This is a genomic window from Bacillus sp. TSO22, assembly GCF_020223595.1.
GTDB classification, from domain to species: domain Bacteria; phylum Bacillota; class Bacilli; order Bacillales; family Bacillaceae; genus Bacillus; species Bacillus inaquosorum.
On record NZ_JAHAWO010000015.1, the window covers coordinates 364,290 to 379,039 of the forward strand.

General features: G+C 38.1%; 16 protein-coding genes and 3 pseudogenes. 10 read left to right on the forward strand and 9 right to left on the reverse strand.

Translation table 11 applies throughout. The annotated features are described in order from the left end of the window. Positions 1-76: 76 nt before the first annotated feature. On the forward strand, positions 77-982 hold the full coding sequence (locus KHQ79_RS21715; RefSeq protein ID WP_225516888.1) for a CPBP family intramembrane glutamic endopeptidase: 906 nt from the start codon (positions 77-79) through the stop codon (positions 980-982). A gap of 331 nt (positions 983-1,313) precedes the next feature. Next, the gene (locus KHQ79_RS21720; RefSeq protein ID WP_019258613.1) at positions 1,314-1,766 is read left to right on the forward strand and encodes a YoqH family protein; all 453 of its coding nucleotides are present in this window, start codon (positions 1,314-1,316) and stop codon (positions 1,764-1,766) included. Between the two features lie 182 nt (positions 1,767-1,948). Here the strand turns inward: KHQ79_RS21720 and KHQ79_RS22195 are convergent. Further along, positions 1,949-2,168: pseudogene (locus tag KHQ79_RS22195) on the reverse strand (hypothetical protein). 343 nt (positions 2,169-2,511) lie between these two features. Beyond that, a complete protein-coding gene (locus KHQ79_RS21725) occupies positions 2,512-3,390 on the reverse strand; it encodes a DMT family transporter (protein ID WP_225516889.1) in 879 nt (292 codons plus the stop codon). Positions 3,391-3,491: 101 nt separating this feature from the next. On the opposite strand from KHQ79_RS21725, the gene KHQ79_RS21730 reads away from it, so the two are divergent. Continuing rightward, positions 3,492-4,364 (forward strand): LysR family transcriptional regulator, encoded by an 873-nt coding sequence (locus KHQ79_RS21730; protein WP_003241844.1) that lies wholly within the window; start codon positions 3,492-3,494, stop codon positions 4,362-4,364. Positions 4,365-4,530: 166 nt separating this feature from the next. Here KHQ79_RS21730 and KHQ79_RS21735 read toward each other — a convergent pair whose 3' ends face one another. The 3 genes and pseudogenes from KHQ79_RS21735 to KHQ79_RS21745 all read right to left on the reverse strand — a co-directional run bounded on the left by KHQ79_RS21735 (position 4,531) and on the right by KHQ79_RS21745 (position 6,169). After that, positions 4,531-5,328: a DUF817 domain-containing protein gene (locus tag KHQ79_RS21735; RefSeq protein ID WP_225516890.1), complete on the reverse strand. Its 798-nt coding sequence runs from the start codon at positions 5,326-5,328 to the stop codon at positions 4,531-4,533. A 91-nt stretch (positions 5,329-5,419) separates the two neighbouring features. Continuing rightward, positions 5,420-5,676 (reverse strand): annotated as a pseudogene (locus KHQ79_RS21740) (helix-turn-helix domain-containing protein). Between the two features lie 10 nt (positions 5,677-5,686). Continuing rightward, positions 5,687-6,169 carry a DUF2975 domain-containing protein gene (locus KHQ79_RS21745; protein ID WP_225516891.1) on the reverse strand — a complete coding sequence of 161 codons (483 nt, stop codon included), beginning with the start codon at positions 6,167-6,169 and terminating at the stop codon, positions 5,687-5,689. A 353-nt stretch (positions 6,170-6,522) separates the two neighbouring features. On the opposite strand from KHQ79_RS21745, the gene KHQ79_RS21750 reads away from it, so the two are divergent. The 3 genes from KHQ79_RS21750 (at position 6,523) to KHQ79_RS21760 (ending at position 8,294) form a co-directional block, all read left to right on the forward strand. Further along, positions 6,523-7,434, forward strand: coding sequence for a VanW family protein (locus tag KHQ79_RS21750; RefSeq protein WP_225516892.1), 912 nt, complete (start codon positions 6,523-6,525; stop codon positions 7,432-7,434). A 104-nt stretch (positions 7,435-7,538) separates the two neighbouring features. Then, positions 7,539-8,033 (forward strand): hypothetical protein, encoded by a 495-nt coding sequence (locus tag KHQ79_RS21755; protein ID WP_225516893.1) that lies wholly within the window; start codon positions 7,539-7,541, stop codon positions 8,031-8,033. A 66-nt stretch (positions 8,034-8,099) separates the two neighbouring features. After that, entirely contained in the window at positions 8,100-8,294 is a 195-nt protein-coding gene (locus KHQ79_RS21760) for a hypothetical protein (protein ID WP_003241855.1), read from the forward strand. A gap of 97 nt (positions 8,295-8,391) precedes the next feature. Here the strand turns inward: KHQ79_RS21760 and KHQ79_RS21765 are convergent, their stop codons facing one another. From KHQ79_RS21765 to KHQ79_RS21775, 3 genes are all read right to left on the reverse strand, one after another. After that, complete coding sequence (locus tag KHQ79_RS21765; RefSeq protein ID WP_225516894.1) at positions 8,392-8,745, reverse strand: hypothetical protein; 354 nt, start codon at positions 8,743-8,745, stop codon at positions 8,392-8,394. Between the two features lie 193 nt (positions 8,746-8,938). Further along, the gene (gene phrK / locus KHQ79_RS21770; RefSeq protein WP_019258603.1) at positions 8,939-9,061 is read right to left on the reverse strand and encodes a phosphatase RapK inhibitor PhrK; all 123 of its coding nucleotides are present in this window, start codon (positions 9,059-9,061) and stop codon (positions 8,939-8,941) included. Continuing rightward, a complete protein-coding gene (locus KHQ79_RS21775) occupies positions 9,058-10,173 on the reverse strand; it encodes a Rap family tetratricopeptide repeat protein (RefSeq protein WP_225516895.1) in 1,116 nt (371 codons plus the stop codon). Before KHQ79_RS21775 ends, phrK begins: the two co-directional genes overlap by 4 nt. A gap of 235 nt (positions 10,174-10,408) precedes the next feature. Here KHQ79_RS21775 and KHQ79_RS21780 point away from each other — a divergent pair, with 235 nt between their 5' ends. The 3 genes and pseudogenes from KHQ79_RS21780 (at position 10,409) to KHQ79_RS21790 (ending at position 12,672) form a co-directional block, all read left to right on the forward strand. Further along, complete coding sequence (locus tag KHQ79_RS21780) at positions 10,409-10,891, forward strand: DUF4944 domain-containing protein (RefSeq protein WP_225516896.1); 483 nt, start codon at positions 10,409-10,411, stop codon at positions 10,889-10,891. A 97-nt stretch (positions 10,892-10,988) separates the two neighbouring features. Then, a pseudogene (gene oxdD / locus KHQ79_RS21785) lies at positions 10,989-12,160 on the forward strand (oxalate decarboxylase). Positions 12,161-12,369: 209 nt separating this feature from the next. Next, the gene (locus KHQ79_RS21790) at positions 12,370-12,672 is read left to right on the forward strand and encodes a hypothetical protein (RefSeq protein WP_003241865.1); all 303 of its coding nucleotides are present in this window, start codon (positions 12,370-12,372) and stop codon (positions 12,670-12,672) included. Positions 12,673-13,046: 374 nt separating this feature from the next. Here KHQ79_RS21790 and KHQ79_RS21795 read toward each other — a convergent pair whose 3' ends face one another. Next, a complete protein-coding gene (locus KHQ79_RS21795; protein ID WP_225516897.1) occupies positions 13,047-13,730 on the reverse strand; it encodes an SOS response-associated peptidase in 684 nt (227 codons plus the stop codon). Between the two features lie 263 nt (positions 13,731-13,993). On the opposite strand from KHQ79_RS21795, the gene KHQ79_RS21800 reads away from it, so the two are divergent. Beyond that, positions 13,994-14,713 carry an NPP1 family protein gene (locus KHQ79_RS21800; RefSeq protein ID WP_225516898.1) on the forward strand — a complete coding sequence of 240 codons (720 nt, stop codon included), beginning with the start codon at positions 13,994-13,996 and terminating at the stop codon, positions 14,711-14,713. Positions 14,714-14,750 lie beyond the last annotated feature (37 nt).

The following is a 14,750-nucleotide window of genomic DNA, read 5'->3' on the forward strand; positions in this document are numbered from 1 at the left end:
AATAAAGTTTAAATATAAGTTGCACAATTTGCTTTTTTGTTTAGTGCTTATATAAAGATGTGAAAGGGGTATCCAAATGTACCTTCATCATACCCAAAGCGGAAAACAAAACAATCATCCAAAATGGTTGGTAACTATCTTGCTCAGCTGGGGAACGTTCGTTTTTGCTTTGTTTTTTGCTACATTAATCGGTTCAATGGCCCGCCAAGCAGGTGCTTCCAAGCTTTTGCAGCAAAGTATCCAAGCAGGTTTAGTGACCTTAATGACTGTCCCGTTGCTCTACATTCTTCTTAAGCGGTTTTCTAGTAGACCATTTTACTCTATCGGACTGTCTGGGTGGCGGCAAGCCATTCCGAAAGCCATTATGGGAGCAATGTATGTGATTATTCTATCCGGATCCGGATTCACTATTGCCCATTTATTGGGCTGGATCAAAGTTGCACAATTTCACTTCTCTGCCCATTTGGTTACAGTATTGCTCTTAAACATGATTATCGCTTTCTTTTATGAAGCTTTTCCAGAGGAATTAACTTTTCGTGGGACAGTGTACAATGCTCTAAACAGGCGGTTTAACTGTTTCATATCTTTACTCCTTCAGCCGATCCTGTTTGTGCTTGCACCATTAACTGTCAGTGGTTTGCAATATATAGCAGGAATTGAATCACCTGCTATCACATTAGATTACATTGTTTTATTGTTGTCTTTTGGATTCATCCTTCAACTTCTGCGCATTGTAACAGGAAGCTTATGGACGTCTATAGCCTTTCATCTAGCCTTTCTCGAAAATTCTAGGTTCTTCGTCCTGCAAGGGGATGAACGCTTTATTACCTATGAAGAAATTGTGCCCGGTACAGGAGCGTTGTTTGTAATCTTTTTTATGTTGCTTATTGTTGGTACTCTGCTATTAATACCTGCAGTAATAGCTCGCCGAAATACTATTCAAAGGCACAACAAGAATAAGAGAGATGACCAAGATGTTTAATTATTTGAGATTGAATCAGTTCTAATCCTTCCGAATTTAATCAACTAGACTATGATTTATAAAATGATAATGAAGTATGGTGTGTAAAAGATGAAAATTCGTAATGCATGATGCAGGTGAGTTATGAACCGGAATCGATATATTAACAGAATACAAAGTGCCAAGCAGTTTTTGAACTTATTGAAGGTGATGAAGTCGAAATAATTGTTAAAAGAAAATAAATGGGATTTCTACATAAACAAAATAATGGATAAAGTCTGTGAACATCGAGCACTGAATAATCAATCCAGAAATAAGGGAAATTAACTAAAAAAATTGTGAGGGATATCCAGTGAAACGATTTATTTTAGTTATATCCTTATTGTCTGCTGTTGTTGCTTATCCAACTCAAGTAAATGCTAATTCAATGCCTTGTAGTGTAATACTGGAACCGGTGGATCAAAACCTTAAAAATGCAAAAGGTGTGGCATTAATCTATAAGGTGCAATTAAATCCACCGAGTGCTGCCAGAACGAATATAAGCATTCTTGCTGTCCACCTTCCCGAACCATCTTCTTATGGAAATTACGACAGTTATGAAGGATTTGCTTCTAAACCCGGTGAAATTAGTTGGCGGTTTAAACTTTATCCCACTCCTGAGGAAGAGAGCCCTAGTTGGGCGGGAAGATTTGACTTAATTACAGCCGAAATGAAGAATGTTAAAGTTCAAGTACGTCTTTCTCATTCTAGAACTCAAAAGTTGGGGCCAAGTGTATTAACGAGTAATATTGAATCTTGTAATTAGAAGTTACTTGAGGACGCAGCAGTGTAAAACAAACTTGGAATGAAGTGAATGATTAAATCGATTATTTTGCCTGAAGAGAATGCAAAAATAACTTTCGAAAAACCGATAAGCGAAGAATCGATAATGAGCATTGTCACTGCGGTAATGTATTGGTTCTGGGACTCCACATTCCTTTGTTTAACTTAAATCACGTATTTTACAACGTTCACAACAAGTATAAAGGCCGCTGATCCGAACAACAAATACCCTGACCTTGTTTGTTTATTTGAAAGTGATTCCACTCCCACTAAAACAAAGAGAAGTGCAGAGAGAAACCAAGAGGAATTCACTTTGACTATATAGAGAATACACACATAGTATCAAAGCTGCACATGAAATAAAAATTTTTGAAGCTTTAAGCAAAGAACCACTCCTAATGAAGTTTTTATTAAACCTTAACACGTTACATTCTTTTATTGTAGAGGCAAAGGGAGCAAGATAAAGAAGTATTTTAAATAAATTTAAAACAAAAGAGCATTAATTTACATGCTCTTTTTCATTTTCCCTGCATCAGATCCGACCGTCTTATTTGCTCAAGCCGGGTTCCTGATTGAAGCTGTATGAAATAGTTTCAAATTATTTTTTGGATTGATGTATTTGTCGTTTTCGGTTTTATGAAAAACGTTGTATAAAAATCTTTCATTTTCTCTAAAGGCTTTGGCAAATTGTTATTACTAAATATCACTCCCGAGAAATGTATATGCATTCACACTTTCTGACGTGAGAATTTAAATGTATTCATAAAGATGCCGCAGCATATCAGCAGTGCGCCGATGATGATGTTTATGGTGATCTGTTCGTGCAATTGCAGCCATCCAAAGAATAGAGCCAATACGGGAACGAACATTAGTGCCATGGATGCTTTTGACGCTTCGATTTGATTGAGCACCCAAAACCATACGACAAATGTAAAGCCGGTAGAAAGCAAACCATTAAACACCAATGACCATACCGCCTGATATGTCCACTTGGCTGAATGGACCGGTTCCAATATAAAGGAGAAAACCAATAACATGACGGCTCCCATCAGAAGATGCCAGGCATTCATATGAATGATATCGATATGCTTGAATTGAAGTTTGCTAAACACATTTGCGATTCCCCAGCTAAGCGCTGCCGCAAGGACGCATAGTTCTCCAAATAAAGCGCTTTGATCGACATGCAGCATTTCTTTTCCAAATATAAATAAAAGTCCAAAGAAGCCGCTTATCAGCCCGATCGTTTTATACACATTCATTTTTTCGTTTAATGTAAAATGGCTGATCACCGTAACAAATATAGGCATCGTATACACCAAAACAGAGGTTTTTCCTGAATCAACAAATTGCATTCCATACGTTAAGATCCCCATATAGCCCAGACCCATTAGCAGGCTCATGATGATATAGCTTTTGACATGTGCTTTTCCTATTGAAAGTTTCTTTCTTTGAATGAAGAGAATAAGAAATAAAGGAACCGCCCCGATAAACAGGCGCAAAGCCGAAAACAAAAGCGGAGGGATGTCATGTATTCCTACTTTCATCGCTACCCAAGTATAGCCCCAAATAAGTGTGACAGATATGATTCCCAGCATGACTTTTACCATTATAAAGCCGCCTTTCTTGTTTAAATATTCGTGCTGGTTTCTATCATATGTTACATTTATATATAACTGAAATACATTTTTATTATCGGGGGTATAACCAAATGGTTATGAACATGAACCATCTTCACATATTTGTAAAAGTCGGGGAGAAATTGAATATTACAGAAGCGGCAAAAGAATTGTTCATCTCTCAGCCAGCGGTTAGCAAAGCGATTAAAAATCTGGAAAGCTCGCTGCAGCTGAAATTATTGATCAGAGATAAACATCATGGTTTAATGCTGACTGATGTCGGAAAGGAAATTTTACTGCTGGCGAGGCAAATGAAGGGGATTGAAAGCAAAATATATCAAGTAGCCAACCGGGAAAACAAGCTGCTAAGCGGGAAGGTGAAAATCGGTTCATTTCCTGCTGTTTCAACAATTATCATGCCGCAGGCGATTGCGGCATTCAGATCAAACTACCCGCTGATCCGCATAGAATTGGTCGAAGGGACCTCTGATCAAATCAAAGGATGGGTCGAGGATCGGACGGTTGATATTGGGGTCGCAGCATCTCCATTTGAACCGTTTGACCATCAACTATTGTGCAAAGACTATATGGTGGCTGTAATCCCGCCGCAATATGACGAATTAAAACAAGAAAAGCATGTCGACCTCAAAACATATCAAGATGACCTTATTTTTTGCAAAGGCGGTCATGAAATTGCGATGTCAAACACGTTTCAGCAGCACCGCATTGAATTAAAGGAAAACTTAACTGTGCAAAATGCCGAAACCTTGATCAATATGGTTAAAAACAACTTGGGCATAGGCATTATTTCAAACTTTACACTGTCATCTGTTCCGCATCAATTGATCAAAAAAGACATCTTTCCGCGGATCACCCGCGATATTGGCGTTATCGCGCATTCATTTGATGAAATAACGCCGGCGGCGCAAGAGTTTATCAAGGTCTTGAAAGCAGACGTGATTTAAATCCGTACACAAAAAAACATAAGGCGATCAATCATAAGAAAAAAGCAACAATTCGAACGTTGCTTTTTCCCAGTATCTTATTGAAACTTTGTGCGCTAGGAGAGCTTCAACCTGAAAAAGTCTTGACCCTGCCATTCGTAGGACCAAGACTTTTTTAAAAAGGGTTTTAACAGTTATAAAAATTGGCAGTTTCTGCCTTTGTAGGATTCTGTTCCTTTACTTGTTTTAACGTTGCAACTATAAGAAAGCTAACAATCACTAATAAAAGCCATGAACTCACCTTTCCTAGATGAACGAGACTCCATGCATCAGTTTGGTTTGGATATGTCCAAGCCCCGAAAAAGGTTGCGATATTTTCGGCTATCCATATAAAAAATCCGATGAGCACAAAAGAAAGTGCAAGCGGCATACGGTAGCGAGCTCCATTCACCTCGTATATGACCCATGATTGCCAAAAGACAATGATGACAAGTCCAGATAACCACCAGCGAATGTCAATCGAATAATGGTGGGTGAAAAAATTCAAATAAATCGCAGCCGCAAGCGGTACAACTACAAAAAACGGCGGCCACTTAACCAGTTCAACATTAAGCCTTCTCCACGCCTGGCATAGATAACTGGCTACACTTGCGTACATGAAGCCGCTATACAAAGGCACCCCGAACATTTTGGAATATCCTTCTTCTGGATAAGACCAGGAGCCCATATGCACTTTGAAAAGTTCAAGAGCAAGTCCAATCAGGTGGAACAAGGTGATCACTTTTAATTCATCCCGTGTCTCAAGACCGGAACGCACCATCCACCACTGCATGAGAACGCAGATGATGAGCAGCCAGTCATACCGCGGCAAGAAGGGAAGAGGGATGATTTGTGTAATAGCCAAAGAGGCAAAAATAACGACAGGAAACAAACATGAAAGGGCCTGTTCCCAACCAAAACGAACGAGTTGTTTTAGGGCTCTCATGATGTGTGCCTCCAAAGTTTTTTTCTGGATATATGTAAGGCACGCTTAGATGGACATTGGGTTACGTCCATAGGATCACCACCAAATCACTTTATTTTTCTTTTGATGATAAATATTTTTTCTTTATGAATCCTGTGTGTCTTCTTCATTTCGGTATTCCAGAATATCTCCTGGCTGACATTCTAAAGCCTTACAAATTGCTTCTAAGGTTGATAATCGAATGGCCTTTGCTTTTCCGTTTTTCAATATAGAAAGATTAGCCATCGTTATGCCAACCCTCTCCGAAAGCTCTGTTACGCTCATTTTCCTTTTAGCAAGCATCACATCAATATTGATAATAATTGCCATGTTCATCACCTCAGACCGTTAAGTCATTTTCTGATTTTATATCAATCGCTTCTTTTAAAAGTTTTTGAAGAACAGCAGCAAAGACTGCTATCACCATTGAAGCAAAAATAATGACCAATCCGATGACAATGATACCCGGGGCGTCGTCTACCTCGGCCATGAGATAAAAGAATGGCATGCCTGCCGCAAACAAGATACTGATAGTGACCGCACAGTATTTAATATTCTTTAAAGCTCTTACAGAAATTTTAGAGAAAGCTTTGTTCTTGTCGATATAGCTTAAAAGCTTAAACGCTTGATAAAGAGCAAAGTAAAAAGGTATCGCCGCTCCATACAAAAAGATGAAAACGAGATATTGTATATAAGCCATATTTGGAAATAATTCTGCTGTATAATTGGCTATCTTAGGCACCACAAAAATGCACAAAGCAAGAATCGGAATTCCAATTAGAATAACAGCAATCTTTAAAAAGAGTGTTGACACTCGATTCATAAAAAGCACCTCACTTATTTATTGTCAAATTGAACTTAACACACGATTTATCGTTTTACAATAAAAAAATATTGAAAAGGATTATTTTATTGTTGTTATAAAATGATTTTTTTAGACAGGAATAAAAAGGCATCCTCATGCGAGGGAGATGCTCTATCATTTTAAACTTGTTCAACGATTTAAACCGTGTGTTTCAGTGAGCTCGGGTTGATGTGAACAATTAAAGATATAGCTCTCTATGAGGGCTTTTTTATTGCTTAAATCAACATCTAAATATTCAAACAAACGATGGGAAGAAATACATCAAAGGATAAGCTGCTGTTCATACTAATGGTCGGGAGGTAAACCGACTTATGATACAAATTTGGATCACTGGCCTATTATTATTGGCTCAGCCGAGCGAACAGCCTGACAGCTTAACGATCACACAAGAGGGACGGACGATTGCCACTGTTAACCGTGAAAACTTTACGATGCCTCTTCCCGGTACGCCGCTGATTGACCATGAAAAGTACCGTAAGTTCATCTTGCAGCTCGATCAGCAAATTTACCGTGAGCCGATAAATGCTGCACTTAACGATCAGGGGAGCATCATCCCGGGCAGGGTTGGTTACAAACTGTATCAACAGGCGTTTATGGAAAAGTTTTATGCTTATTTCTACGGCCAAGGCTCCTCCAAGGTAGAAGTGCCTGAATTGAATATTTATCCGAAAGTTGACAGCGAATTGCTTGCTCACATCAGTACGCAGAAGCTCGGTCAGTACGTAACTTATTTTAATTCGAGCAATGAAAGCCGTTCCCACAATATTTCACTTTCTGCTAAAGCAATTGACAACCATGTTGTTTTTCCTAATGAGACGTTTTCATTTAATCAAGTTGTTGGAATGAGAACACGGGACAAAGGCTATAAGAGTGCGCCCATTATCGTTAAAGGTGAGTTATCTGAAGGCGTGGGCGGAGGAATTTGTCAGGTATCATCAACACTATTTAATGCTGTTGATCGTGCGGGGCTGCGAATTGTTCAGCGCTATTCTCATACAAGAAGCGTGCCATATGTTCCTCCCGGACGTGATGCTACAGTAAGCTGGGGAGGTCCAGACTTTCTCTTTCAAAACCAATATAATCAACCAATACTCATTCGGGCAAAACGGCATGGGGGGAGTATGGTTGTTACACTCTACTCTTCTGATGTGATCAATAACAAACTGCGAAAAGTTCCTAAAGCACCATCTCAGATACCGAAAGAAATAAATGACGAGCGGTAAGGCACATACCCTTAGATGGTTAAGAGCTTGTAAACTGCTCAACATCATGTCTAAGACACACTTTTATTGAAAAGCGAATGAAAAAGAAAGAAGGGATAAAAAAAGTGAAAAAGGTATTATTTTCCTTATGTGTTTTAATATTTGGATTTACCTTTGTTCAATCAAAAGCGCAAGCCCTGACTTTTAGGGTGTTGCCCATTACACAAAAAACAGACCAGTGGTTAGTAAAAGTAAGTGAAGCAAAGAATGTAAAGGAATTTGCGAGACCTGAAAACGGGGAATATAAAGTATATTCCTTGGAAGTCAAAAACATAGGGGAAAAAGCAGCTACAGTGGATGTGCAACTGTATAGAAATGACCCTGATTCAATCACAAGGTTTTCACTTTTTGGTTGTCCTGATGAAAATTGTATAAAACAAAAAGAAGATTCTAAAACGTTAGCTGACAGTTTAAACGATGGTTCGCCGTTGAGGTTCAAGCATTTTATGCTGGCAGATAAGGCTTCTGAATTAGAAGTTGATATTATTTGGACACAAAAGGGGAAAGAAGGACGCCACTTAAAACAAACCTTTAAATTTACTGAAGATGGGGTTAATTAGGCTTTAAAGCGGCATACTTCCAGAAAGGAAAGGGGAGAGTAAAATAAAAATGATGGGAGGGCTTTGATGATTAGATCCATTACTTTGCCAGAGGAAAAAACGAAAATAACAGTTGGAAAACCAATCAAAGATGAGTCAAACGTCAAAGTTACTGCGATTTATGACTATAGAGAAGAACCAGAGGAAGCTTTTTGGATACACTTATCCGATGGAAGTGAAATGTTTGTCGATGATCACAAAGTCTTTATTGAATACGAATAAAGAAAGGTATCGAAATGACCAAGCCGCTGGATCATTTCCTGCAGCTTAAAATTACAAAGAAAAAGACAGTTACACCTTTGAAAAACATGCAACGCATTTAAACATGAAAGCCGTCAATTTCAAAATTTTCTATGTCAAGATTTAGGTTTTTCAATTGTTTCAACAAAACTTCAAATTTTAAGCAATCATCGTTTTTATATTCTTCAGGAATATCTTCAGGATGAGCAATTTTCATACCAGACTCAATCCATTGTTTACGAAATGCAGCCTCGATTAAATGATCCGGAGTTACAATAAAGCCTAATCTGACATCATGATCCTCACTGTAGCCAAACTCAAAATCACAGCATGGACAAATATCAAACGTTTTTTGATACTCGCCTTTATACAAAGGATTTTGACTTAATCCCTTATATCCGCAAATTAAACATGAATATAATTTTTCTTTCAAATTAATCCCTCTTTTAGCTGTTAATAAGTCATGATAACATTTTATCATTTTGTAGTTCTGCTGATAAGAATTAAAGGGTCTAATTATAGCCTTATAATAGGTGCTTATTCGCCGTAAGATGTAGCGAGTTTGGAGTAATGAAAAAACAAAAAGCCCACTCTCATGAGGTGGGCTATATTCATTGATCTTTTCCTTAACCTCCGACTGGCCTTTCAGCAACTTGGATGCTAGATGGTGAATCTGTACTCAATTGCGTTAAAGCTACTCCACTTAATATCACAGTTAAAATAGACACGCAAAGCACTAGTTTTTTCATAAGATTCCCTCCACCTGATTCATTTTCTGTTCAGCCCAAATCTTTTCATTGAAAAAGCTTGCAGCCTCTTCAAAAGCACCTATTGTTTCAAATCTTTTTGCGGCTAAGTAAGCTAATTCATCAACACTTTCAAGGTCATTTTGTTGTTTCAAAAATTCAATATGATCTATGCAATTTTTAAAGTTGTTTTTTAATTCACCGCAATAAAGGTTGTATAAGATGCTGATTTTGGCTTCGTATATGTTATTCTCCATTGATATGAGTCTTTCCTGTGCTTTATTGTAAAAATGAATGGCTTTCGCTTTTTCGTCAATTTTAAATTGTTCTTTAATCATCATGAATATTGAATGGATATAATAAATTGAATCTGCCCAAGATTCCTCTTCTAAAGCCTTTTCAAGAGACTTAATACACTCATTGGATTTGTTCCAGTCAGAATAAACGATACTGAGATTGTGATATAACTGTGCTTCCAAAAATTCATCATTTACTTCCTTAGCAATGTTTATTGCCTCCAGATAATATTCTTCTGACTCTTCAAATCGTCTAATATCAGCATAGTTTGCTGCTGCAATCATTAATGATACAGCCAGTTTGCACTTGTAATCAGGGTATCGCTTATATATAGCGATGGCATTTTTTATGTAGTGTTGCGATACAACACTTTGTTTAACGAGAGTGTAAAGGTAGGAGACTTTGGAGTAAAATTCTGCTGCTTCGATCTCATCTGGAATTTCTGCAAGTTTTTTCTCTGCTAATCCGTATAAATTAATAGCTCGATCGTAATTTTTGTTATACGCTTCGTACATGGCTTCAAATAAATAAAAATTGTATTCCAATTTGTCGTTGGTTTTCTTAATAAAGGCTTGATTGTCTTCAGTAAAGTAAGTGTGCTTTTGTAATGGTTCTCCTCGTGATGAGTGTAACAACATCTTATGTCTTTCTTCTAATAAACTGTAATAGGCAAGAACCTCCTGATCTTCTTCCATATCATCAAATTGTTTTTTTATTTCTGAGTAATACTTGATTGATTCATTAACCTTCTGTTTCTTTATAGCAATGTACCAATCATTAAGCGCAGTAGCAACAACTTCTGAAGCAATCTTGCTCATCTAAACCCCTCTTTCTTAAAATTCAAAAATATCTCACAAAGATATTACCACAATCATAGGGAATTTTGTTAAAGAATGTAATCATTTTGAAGGTAATTGACTCAATGAAATAAAAAATGCATTAAAGAGCATGTTATAAGTTTTAATCTTGCCCCTGTAACGCTTTAATTTAAGTTCTTATCAGTAACATTTTGACCCCATTTTCCTACTAAGTATGAGGGAAGTGAGGAAAATCATGAGAAAAAAGACCAACATTAAAAAATGGCTATTGATGATTGCTGCATTCTTAATAATCTGCATCGTAGCAATCATTGTAATGATCTCAGGAAACAAAGTGAAATATGAGGGCAGCGGAAGAAGCGGACTGTGGGTTTCTAACCTTGAAAAATCAGACAAGACGTCAATTGGACCTAATTACTTTCTAAATTTGTATTGGCAGGGGAGTAAGAAAGACGAAAAGAGGACTGTTGTTGAAAAAATCACCTTGTTCATAGATGGGAAAAAGTATGATGACAGAGAAGATTATGCTTTATCAGAGTATACAGGCGAAGAAATGCCAGGTGGAGGACACATGGAAGACCATATCGCTACCTTTGATTTTATGCCTGAAGATGAAGTGATAGGACATGATGTATTAGTTAAAGTGGAGTGGAAGACAGACGAGAAAAAACAAACAGAAGAAATCAAATTACATAAGAAGCTATGGTATAAAAGATAACGGTGATGATGGCCACTTTTTTATTTGCGGATCTCTAGGCACAGCAATATGAGCCCCTGCATAGGCTGAAATAAAAAACTTGTTGAGGTGTTTACTGTTGGAAAAGCAGCCAATCAATCATGAAGACAGAAACGTGCCGCAGCCTATTCGAAGTGATGGAGCCGGAGCTATTGATGCGGGACCGCGTAATATGATGCGAGATATTCAAAATCCAAATATACTTGTTCCGCCTGTTACAGACGAAGGTATGATTCCTAATTTGAGATTTTCATTCTCAGATGCTCCGATGAAATTAGATCACGGCGGCTGGTCACGTGAAATCACCGTTAGGCAGCTTCCGATTTCGACCGCAATTGCAGGAGTAAATATGAGCTTAACTGCGGGAGGCGTACGTGAACTTCATTGGCATAAACAAGCGGAATGGGCTTATTGCTTTTGGGACGGGCCCGCATCACCGCAGTTGACCAAGAGGGGCGAAATTTCATTGCTAATGTTGGTCCAGGCGATCTTTGGTACTTTCCCGCAGGAATTCCGCACTCCATTCAAGGATTAGAACATTGCGAATTTCTGCTCGTCTTCGATGATGGAAACTTTTCTGAGTTTTCGACGTTAACCATTTCAGATTGGCTTGCACACACGCCAAAAGATGTTCTGTCTGCAAATTTTGGTGTCCCAGAGAATGCTTTTCACTCTCTTCCTTCAGAACAAGTCTATATTTATCAAGGAAATGTGCCGGGATCAGTCGCCAGTGAAGACATTCAGTCACCTTACGGAAAAGTCCCCTTGACTTTCAAATACGAGTTATTAAATCAAACCCCCATTCAAACGCCTGGGGGAAGCGTACGAATTGTGGACTCTTCTAACTTCCCGATTTCAAAAAACATAGCGGCAGCACTTGTTCAGATTGAGCCTGGCGCGATGAGAGAGCTTCATTGGCATCCCAATAGCGATGAATGGCAGTATTATCTGACAGGACAGGGACGCATGACAGTATTTATCGGGAATGGGACTGCCCGCACATTTGATTATAGAGCAGGAGACGTGGGATACGTGCCTTCCAATGCTGGACATTATATACAAAACACCGGTACAGAAACGTTATGGTTTTTAGAAATGTTCAAAAGTGACCGCTATGCAGACGTGTCACTCCATCAGTGGATGGCATTGACGCCTAAAGAATTAGTGCAAGGCAACTTGAAGGCTGGATCAGTGATGCTCGATTCTCTGCGTAAGAAGAAAGTGCCTGTTGTGAAATATCCCAGCACGTAAAGAAGTTAACCGATCACAAAATGGATTTCACTATTGTTACGTTAAAAGCTGCAGTAGGGGTGAATGTTCATTAGAATACGATACACTGATATTAAATCCCTATGTAAGATACGTTATATAGGGTTTTTCTGCTTGCATAGTATTGTTGTGAACTTTAAAATGTTTAAGTGGAAATGATAACCATTATCTAATTGTCTACGGAGGCGAGAATGAAAGCACTCACGATATTATCCAGTATTACTGCTCTTGGAATTTCAATCTTTGGACAATTACTAGGAGTGCTAGATGATTCTTACGCTGTTGGAAATGCCTGGTTTGCAGGTGTTTTAGCTGGATTGATTACACTTCTTATTTTAATTGACAGTCAAGTGATGACCAAAAGCTACATAGTAAGTTTAAGTACAATTTTAGGCATTCTGGGAGTAGGATTTTTATATGTCCCAGCTGCAATAATCAACATTTTCATAGGTATTAAATTGGATAAGAAAAAGAAAGAAGAAGGCCTAAGATAAAAAATCCCTTAATTTATTTCTTAGGAGGGAAAGTGTATGGATTTACCCACATGGGCTTATATCATATTTACAATCATAGGTGCTGCAGGCTTCATAAGTTTAATGTGGTTCAGTTATTTTTCTGACAAAGTTGATCAATAAAGCGATTTTCTGCAAGGATTAAGTTTAAATAAGCAATGTAAACCCTGTTGTAAAGGGGTTTACATTGCTTATTTATTTACGGTTTACATAATAATATTATTTTTCAGTAATGAAATTTTCAATCGTATTAAACAACTAATTGATCTGTGTACTAAATATTCATTAAAACTAGAATAGATCGGCACTAGGACTAAAGCTCATTTACAAAATCTTATGATATAGAAACTCAATCATTACATACGATTCTGTGCAACAAGAAGCTCAGGTGAATTATTTTTAGGGGAGTTCACTAATGATGAAACCTGATATGCTTCCATGTCATCAGCATCATAAGGCACAAGTAAGCTTTGCAGATAATCAGGATTTGTATGTTGAGGATTCAGCCACTCTTTTTCATGATCATGAGTCAATATAACCGGCATTCGGTCGTGTATATCTTTCATGAGTTCATTAGGCTTAGTTGTTATGATTGTGCAGGTGTAAAGAGGGGTCCCTTGGTTTGTTTTCCACTTTTCATATAAGCCGGCAAACGAAAAAAGAGCAGATGATTTCAGCTTGATCCGCATCGGAATTTTGGTTTTGGGATCAAGCCGTTTCCATTCATAAAAACTGTCGGCTGGAATGATGCAGCGTTTGCTGACAAGCGGTTTTCGAAAGGCCGGTTTCTCGGGTAATGTTTCAGCTCGTGCGTTGATCATTTTATAGCCGATCTTTTCATCTTTTGCCCAGGGAGGAATAAGACCCCATTTAATTTTGCCTAGGCGATTATTTGCTCCATCATTGATGATTGTCAGGACGTTTTGTGATGGAGCGACATTATAGCTTGGATGGTATTCGTCTTTAGGTAAAAATTGATCGATGTCAAAGTGGTCAATAATATCTTCAAATGCAGAGAATAAAGTAAACCTGCCGCACATGTCCATCATCCTTTTTGGGGTTTTTGAATATTGTACAGGCTGGATAGATGAAAATCAAAAAGGCGAAATGCACTGCAGGCTAACGGTTGAAGGTAGAAGCAATAAAGGGTGGAAAAAATGTTTAATGAAAAGGACAGGCCAGTACCGATTATGTTTATTGATTTTAAGATTCTGTAAACTTGATTGAATAGAGGTTCCACTATTTGTATAATGACTTTGCAGCTTAGACCTTACATAACGAATGCGATAAGGAGGAAAGTGAAATGAAGAACATTGTGTGTGCTGTTTTGATGTTATTTTTCGCTTTTATCAGCTTAGTTCCAACAGTCGATGCTGCTGTCATTGATCATGACAAAGTAGTAGGATTCAATGAAGTTGCCCCAACTACTGTTTCTCAAAAAGCCGCAAAACGGTTCCAGCCGTATTTGAAGGTTTATAGCGGCTGTGTGCCCTTTCCGGCAGTAGACGCACAAGGCAATACGAGTGGCGGGTTACAGCCGACTGGAGCGCCTGAAGGGGGGTGCAGCAAGCATATCGGACAAGTTTATTCACGTTCAACTTGGTACAATGGCGTGTGGGCCATCATGTATTCTTGGTATTTTCCGAAGGATGAGGCTTCTCCAAGTTTGGGTCATAGACATGACTGGGAAGGCATCGTAGTTTGGGTCGACAATCCTGCTAATCAAAATCCACAAGTTTTATCAATTGCATACTCTGGACACGGAAAATTTACAAATGTTCAACCGAATGAAAGCAATATGAAGGATACACATCCATTAATTGCTTACGACAGCACATGGCCCTTAAACCATGAATTACATATTAGTGATCATGCAGCAGGGGGCACTCAACCATTAATCGGATGGGAAGACTTAACTCCGGCAGCGAGAAATGCTTTAAATATAACAGATTTCGGTAAAGCAAATGTTCCTTTTAATGATCCTAATTTCACGAATCATGTAGTGAAGGCATGGTTTAGATAATTAATTCAGCATTTTTTTATCAAAGTTTATATTGATC

What these genes read in the sequence shown, in the direction of transcription:
- KHQ79_RS21715 (WP_225516888.1), top strand. Translation starts at nt 77, where the DNA reads ATGTACCTTCATCATACCCAAAGCGGAAAACAAAACAATCATCCAAAA.
- KHQ79_RS21725 (WP_225516889.1), bottom strand. Translation starts at nt 3,390, where the DNA reads ATGGTAAAAGTCATGCTGGGAATCATATCTGTCACACTTATTTGGGGC.
- KHQ79_RS21730 (WP_003241844.1), top strand. Translation starts at nt 3,492, where the DNA reads ATGGTTATGAACATGAACCATCTTCACATATTTGTAAAAGTCGGGGAG.
- KHQ79_RS21735 (WP_225516890.1), bottom strand. Translation starts at nt 5,328, where the DNA reads ATGAGAGCCCTAAAACAACTCGTTCGTTTTGGTTGGGAACAGGCCCTT.
- KHQ79_RS21745 (WP_225516891.1), bottom strand. Translation starts at nt 6,169, where the DNA reads ATGAATCGAGTGTCAACACTCTTTTTAAAGATTGCTGTTATTCTAATT.
- KHQ79_RS21750 (WP_225516892.1), top strand. Translation starts at nt 6,523, where the DNA reads ATGATACAAATTTGGATCACTGGCCTATTATTATTGGCTCAGCCGAGC.
- KHQ79_RS21760 (WP_003241855.1), top strand. Translation starts at nt 8,100, where the DNA reads ATGATTAGATCCATTACTTTGCCAGAGGAAAAAACGAAAATAACAGTT.
- phrK (WP_019258603.1), bottom strand. Translation starts at nt 9,061, where the DNA reads ATGAAAAAACTAGTGCTTTGCGTGTCTATTTTAACTGTGATATTAAGT.
- KHQ79_RS21775 (WP_225516895.1), bottom strand. Translation starts at nt 10,173, where the DNA reads ATGAGCAAGATTGCTTCAGAAGTTGTTGCTACTGCGCTTAATGATTGG.
- KHQ79_RS21780 (WP_225516896.1), top strand. Translation starts at nt 10,409, where the DNA reads ATGAGAAAAAAGACCAACATTAAAAAATGGCTATTGATGATTGCTGCA.
- KHQ79_RS21790 (WP_003241865.1), top strand. Translation starts at nt 12,370, where the DNA reads ATGAAAGCACTCACGATATTATCCAGTATTACTGCTCTTGGAATTTCA.
- KHQ79_RS21795 (WP_225516897.1), bottom strand. Translation starts at nt 13,730, where the DNA reads ATGTGCGGCAGGTTTACTTTATTCTCTGCATTTGAAGATATTATTGAC.
- KHQ79_RS21800 (WP_225516898.1), top strand. Translation starts at nt 13,994, where the DNA reads ATGAAGAACATTGTGTGTGCTGTTTTGATGTTATTTTTCGCTTTTATC.